The 584-nt window shown below is 61.1% G+C and carries 1 protein-coding gene; it reads left to right on the forward strand.

Features of this window, described 5'->3' with window-relative positions:
• Positions 1-142 precede the first annotated feature (142 nt).
• A partial coding sequence (locus EJ903_RS26460) for a transposase (protein ID WP_158628033.1) occupies positions 143-584 on the forward strand: 442 nt, incomplete at its 3' end.

Here is a 584-nt window from a genome sequence, read left to right on the forward strand (position 1 = left end):
CGCTCCAGCGGATCCCCGCTCTTGCTCAACTCCGCATAGCGATCCTGAAGATCAAACAGCCCAGCTTGACCGGCCATGCTTCCCCCCCCGCCTGCAAAACAAGGGAATCACCAGAACGCCGAACACGCTAAAGTTTTGCAAGGTGTCCAATCGCAGGATCACCCAGATCCAGGCCGATATCGACGCCATCGAAACCGATATCGCCGAACGGATAGACCAGGACGCCGAACTGGCCAAACGGGCTTCGATCCTGATCAGCATTCCTGGCGTCGGTGAACTGACCGCCGCCATGCTCCTGATCGAAATGCCGGAGCTCGGAGCCATGGACACCAAGCAGGCCGCCAGCCTCGCCGGACTTGCTCCCATGACCCAGGCATCCGGGCATTGGAAAGGCAAAGACCACATCCGTGGCGGAAGAGCGGGACTGCGCAGCGCCCTCTATATGCCAGCCCTGGTCGCCACCAGGTTCAACCCCGATCTCAAAGCGCTCTACACCCGCCTCACCGACGCCAGGAAGCCAGCCAAACTCGCCATCACCGCCGTCATGCGGAAGCTCGTCACCATCGCCAACGCACTCCTGCGAA

The sequence above is a fragment of the Azospirillum griseum genome (assembly GCF_003966125.1).
Lineage (GTDB): Bacteria > Pseudomonadota > Alphaproteobacteria > Azospirillales > Azospirillaceae > Azospirillum > Azospirillum griseum.